Genomic DNA, 5,151 nt, shown 5'->3' on the forward strand with positions numbered 1-5,151 from the left:
ATAATATACATTTTATAGATATTTATTTGAAAATTTCGTCTTTAAGTATCCCTATATATGGTAAATTTCTATATTTTTCTGCATAGTCCATTCCAAAGCCTACGATGAAATGGTCTGGTACATCATACCCCACATATTTGACATCTATATCTACCTTTCTTCTTTCTGGTTTATTCAGCAAGCATATAATTTCTAAAGTATTTGGTTTTCTTGCAGATAGGCACTTCATTAAATATTTAAGTGTAACTCCTGAATCTATAATATCTTCTACTATTAGTACATCCTTTCCTTGAATTTCAAAGTCTAGATCCTTTAAAATTCTTACAACTCCTGAAGTCTCAGTGGAATTTCCATAACTGGAAACTGCCATAAAATCCATTTTACATGGAATTGTAATTTCCTTTAATAAATCCGACATAAATATAACTGATCCTTTTAAAATTCCAATAAGTATAAGTTCCCTGCCAGAATAATCTTTACTTATTTTTGCACCCATTTGCCTTATTTTATCTCTTAATTGATCTTCGTTGTACAATACCTCTTTAATATCATTGTTCATTCTTATTCCTCTCTTCCGATTCTAATCCGCAATATATTTTTAGTATTCTTTGACACCTTGAATTTTTCACTAACCCTATACCCAACTACCCAACCTATATCATGCCCAAAACATATTAATGGTATTTCGTCTCTTTTAGCTTTAGGTATTTTTAAATCAATAAACAAATCCTTAATTTTTTTGTTACCTATCATACCTAGTGGCATGAACCTATCTCCATCTTTTCTGTATCTTAGTATTAATGGCTGCTTTATCTTATCATAATCAAAGTACTTAATATAATCAGTTGCTTTACCTTGAGTACACTCAAGCTTAGCTATAACATCAATTTCTATTACTTTATTTAGTGAATGAATAGTGTTTTTCTGATTTATATTTAAAGGATACTGTATATTATTACATAAAGTGTCCACTCTGGCTACATATATATGCATATCTCCATAACAGTTCTCAACTATTATATTTTGAGGTAGCATTATACTTTTACCTGTCTCATGTCTTTGCAGCTCTATAATACTATATATATGGATTTTTTCAAAGTTATATAGATTATGGTTAACCGCAAGCAAGGCACTCCTAACAATTCTACTTAGAATTGCTTCATGTAGAATGAACGCACTTTTATTAATTATAACCCTTTGCGGTTCTATCTCACAATGTTTTTTATATTCTTCCTCAGAAATACACTCCAAATATTCATTATCTTTTTTTACAATATCAGATAATCTATTTAAGGTTTTAATTATATCTTTATTGAAGTTTTCTTCCATATATGGAATAAGCTCGAGCCTTACTTTATTTCTTGCATAAATATTTTCTAAATTAGATTTATCTATTCTTGGATTGATATTATTAATGGAGTTATACTCTTCTATTTCTTTTCTAGTAAGATGAAGTATGGGTCTTACATATATTTTATCGCGAACGGGTTTTATGCCAACCATTCCCTCAATACCTGTGCCTCTCATTATCCTCATTAAAATAGTTTCAGCTTGATCATTAGCATTATGTGCTAGTGCTACTTTCTTCGCATCTAATCTAACAGTAAGTTCCTCAAAAAATCCGTACCTGACTTCTCTCCCTGCCATTTCGCAAGATAAATTTTTTTCCTTCGAAATTCTATGTACATCCACTTTTTTGCTATAAAAATCTATGTTCAGAATTTCACAAGTTTTTTTTGCATACTCCTCATCTTTATTCGCATCGCCTTCTCGAAGACAATGATTTAGATGTGCCCCAACAAGTGTAATCCCAATTTCATTCTTGATTTCATTTAAAATATAGAGCAAACATGTGGAGTCAGGTCCACCCGATAATGCAACAATAACCTTATCTCCCTTATCAAACATTGAATTTTCCTTTATAAAATCCATGACCTTTTGTAACAAAATTTTCACTTCCCAAACTTTTTTATAATATTTTATAATTTTAAATCTCATATTACTATATCATATTACTATATAATTTAGTAATATATATTTCCCATTTTTTAAACATAAATCTAAAAAGTCAAAAATGAAGAATATTAAAGAGGCTTTAGCCTGCATTAATTCTTTCTCCATTTTTTAATTTTCAAATATTATATATGCCCTAATTATTTCCCAGGATCGCAAAATATTGAAATCACACTTATATAAGACTATTTAATATAAACTATATATCTTTGAAACAAGAACTGTCATATCATCTTTAACTTTATTTCCACTTAATTTTTTTGCTTCGAAAAGTAACCCCTCAGATAATTCTTTTGGACTATTGCAATTATTTTTACCCAAATAGTCAACTACCCAATCTATCCTACCTACATTTTCATCATTATAATCTAAAACTCCATCACTAAGCATAACTATAATGTCTCCATTTTTTAGTTTCTTTTGTTGTATATCTATATCTGCCTTATCCAAAACCCCAATAGGAAGAGATTTTGATTTTATAATTTCTAAATCATCACCTGATTTCAAAAATGTTGCAACAGCCCCAACTTTCATAAAATCAATTTCTCCAGTATATAGGTCTATACTACTTAAATCAATAGTAGAAAATTTTTCTTCTTCAGAAAATCTTAATGTCATTATTGAATTTACAGTATTAATAGCTGTGATTTTGCTAAAGCCTGCTGATGTAAACTTCTCTATTAATTCAACAGCAGCCTCGCTCTCTCTACCTGCTTGGGGGCCTGATCCCATACCGTCACTAATAACTGACATGTAACTTCCATCTGCGAGTTTACCAAAGCTATAGCTATCTCCATTTAATTTTTCCCCATCTTTACACTGCCTAGCCACATTCGATACCACATGAAACTTTGGTGTTTCTTCAATTGTTACCTTACACATATTGGTCTTTGAATCAATACAGCAACCCTCATCACTAATGCACATGCATTTATTTGTGACACCATTTATAATAGGCAATAAATCCTTCACGCACATTTGACTTCCACTACATGCATTAAGAGATAATTTGATACTTAATCGTCCAAGCTTGTCATTCAAACACATAAGATCATTGTGTTTAATTCTATTTTTATCTAAGGCTTTGCATATAAGTTTTTCCATAGGAGTATCTATTTGAATATCAGAATTAAAATCTTCAACAATTTCCCCCACAGAACTTGCCATATTACCAATTTGGTTTGCTAAAAGTTCTCTACCTTCGCTAAGTCTCGTTCTCCACATTTCATTTATAATATGTTTATTTACAATGTCTTCTGTATTTTTAAGTATGGCCGTTCTCTTTATGCATTTTCTTTCAATTTCTTCTGGTACATGATCACTCTTCCTCTCAAAATTTTGAATTAGTTCTTCAAACGCTGCATATGTATAATGTAATTCTCTTTTCCAACACATAGACTTCATATTACAATTACTACATACTCTATCCGCAAGATTTTCCACTAGTGCACTGCTCTTACCTTTCATTGCTAATTTTTCATTGTCTACTAAATTATTTAATATGTCTGACATATTGGAAAGTACATCCGAAAAATTATTTAACCTTCCTACAAATGTATCTTTAATTTTATTTATATATCCCTGCTCAATACATTGCTTCTTTTTATCTGAATTAAACTCTAAGGCTAATTTATCATAAACATTTTGCGGTATTAGCAAAAATATTAGCCCTGCTACTAAAGCTTCAAATATCATAAACTCAGACCCCGAAATACAATATATCTTTATTATTGAAAAGGCAACTAAATAAGATGTAACACTTAAAAGCTTCCCAGTTTCTTTAAAAACGCCTGTTATTAACCCGCAAATACCATACATGCCTATAAATATAATCATGTTTTCTGACGACATTCCTACAATAATTCCCATAGCCACTCCTGATGCGGCACCAGCCCCACTTCCGTTAATGTAAGCTATTATTATAACAAAAGCAAGTCCTAAGATATTTGTAATTGATACTGTGAAAACACTAAGCCCCCAAGTACCAGCTATAATTAAAGAACTTATAATTGACATACTTATTATTTCTTCATTTGAAAATATATGTTTTGTTTTAATTTCTTTGAAGCATAAAATACTATAATCTAGAATAAAATATAAAGGAAAGATACATAAAACTAGGAAAAATGAATTTAAAAAAGCCATTAATCCACTTACCCTTATGATGAAAAAATTATAAATAAACAATTCAAATATAATAATGGCAAACATGCTAACTAAAGCTTTAGTTTTAGCCTCTATATTATTAAAACTGTGACCCAAAAGAGCAATCGTTACTATTAATATTAAATATGATGGTAAATTCTTTATGCTATTATACAAAGTTATATAACCTAAAAATGTACCACTGGTAGTAATTATTGAAATCTTATCATTATTTAAAAGTACTGTAGCAATTAAGAAAGCTATGCCAAATGGTGCAGTATTATTTAGAAGTAGCACCCTACTTATTAAAAAGCTTATGGCAAAATAAATAATTCCTCTAATAATTAAATTAATATTTAATGCATTTTTCTTTTGTGCTTCATCTTTTACTTTTCTAAGTCTTTCGTATGGAAATATATCAATTCCGTATTGCATAATACAAATCACCCACCTTTAATAATTAGGACTTCATTATAACAATTTTTTTTGGAAATAATTGTCATAAGGTGAGATGCTTGTACATTTTTTTTGAGACAATAATATGTATATTTTTTACATATAGATTGTGTGTTTCCCTATAATATAAAAAAACCTACCATATTATTATAGTAGGTTTTAAAATATTAAATGAAGCTTGTCACTTCATGAAATTATATATTTGAAAAATTTATACTTATATGCTTATATATTTTTTAAATCACCATTCTATAGATAAAATTTAATATTTTTTCAATAAATAAAAAAATACCTCACAAAGTTTCCTTGTGAGGTATGGTAGCGGAAATAGGACTTGAACCTACGACCCTTCGGGTATGAACCGAATGCTCTAGCCAGCTGAGCTATTCCGCCATAATTGGTTGCGGGAGTAGGACTTGAACCTACGACCTTCGGGTTATGAGCCCGACGAGCTACCAACTGCTCCATCCCGCGATATTTGGTGCTGAAGACCGGAATCGAACCGGTACGGTGTTTAACCACCGCAGGATTTTAAGT

Annotated in this window: 3 protein-coding genes and 2 tRNA genes; all 5 read right to left on the reverse strand. The window is 30.0% G+C overall.

Annotated elements, in window-relative coordinates:
• Positions 1–22: 22 nt before the first annotated feature.
• The 5 genes from hpt to VIM70_RS17345 all read right to left on the reverse strand — a co-directional run bounded on the left by hpt (position 23) and on the right by VIM70_RS17345 (position 5,088).
• Positions 23–559: a hypoxanthine phosphoribosyltransferase gene (gene hpt / locus VIM70_RS17325; protein ID WP_331947034.1), complete on the reverse strand. Its 537-nt coding sequence runs from the start codon at positions 557–559 to the stop codon at positions 23–25.
• Positions 560–561: 2 nt separating this feature from the next.
• Positions 562–1,956 carry a tRNA lysidine(34) synthetase TilS gene (gene tilS / locus VIM70_RS17330; protein WP_331947036.1) on the reverse strand — a complete coding sequence of 465 codons (1,395 nt, stop codon included), beginning with the start codon at positions 1,954–1,956 and terminating at the stop codon, positions 562–564.
• A gap of 246 nt (positions 1,957–2,202) precedes the next feature.
• Entirely contained in the window at positions 2,203–4,593 is a 2,391-nt protein-coding gene (spoIIE, locus tag VIM70_RS17335) for a stage II sporulation protein E (protein ID WP_331947035.1), read from the reverse strand.
• Between the two features lie 337 nt (positions 4,594–4,930).
• Positions 4,931–5,007, reverse strand: a tRNA-Met gene (locus VIM70_RS17340).
• 5 nt (positions 5,008–5,012) lie between these two features.
• Positions 5,013–5,088 (reverse strand) — tRNA-Met (locus VIM70_RS17345).
• Positions 5,089–5,151 lie beyond the last annotated feature (63 nt).

Origin of the sequence: Clostridium sp. (assembly GCF_036569345.1) — a bacterium.
Classification (GTDB): Bacteria; Bacillota; Clostridia; order Clostridiales; family Clostridiaceae; genus Clostridium_AD.

Coding starts and splice junctions, on each gene's coding strand:
- hpt (WP_331947034.1), bottom strand. CDS start 559: ATGAACAATGATATTAAAGAGGTATTGTACAACGAAGATCAATTAAGA.
- spoIIE (WP_331947035.1), bottom strand. CDS start 4,593: ATGCAATACGGAATTGATATATTTCCATACGAAAGACTTAGAAAAGTA.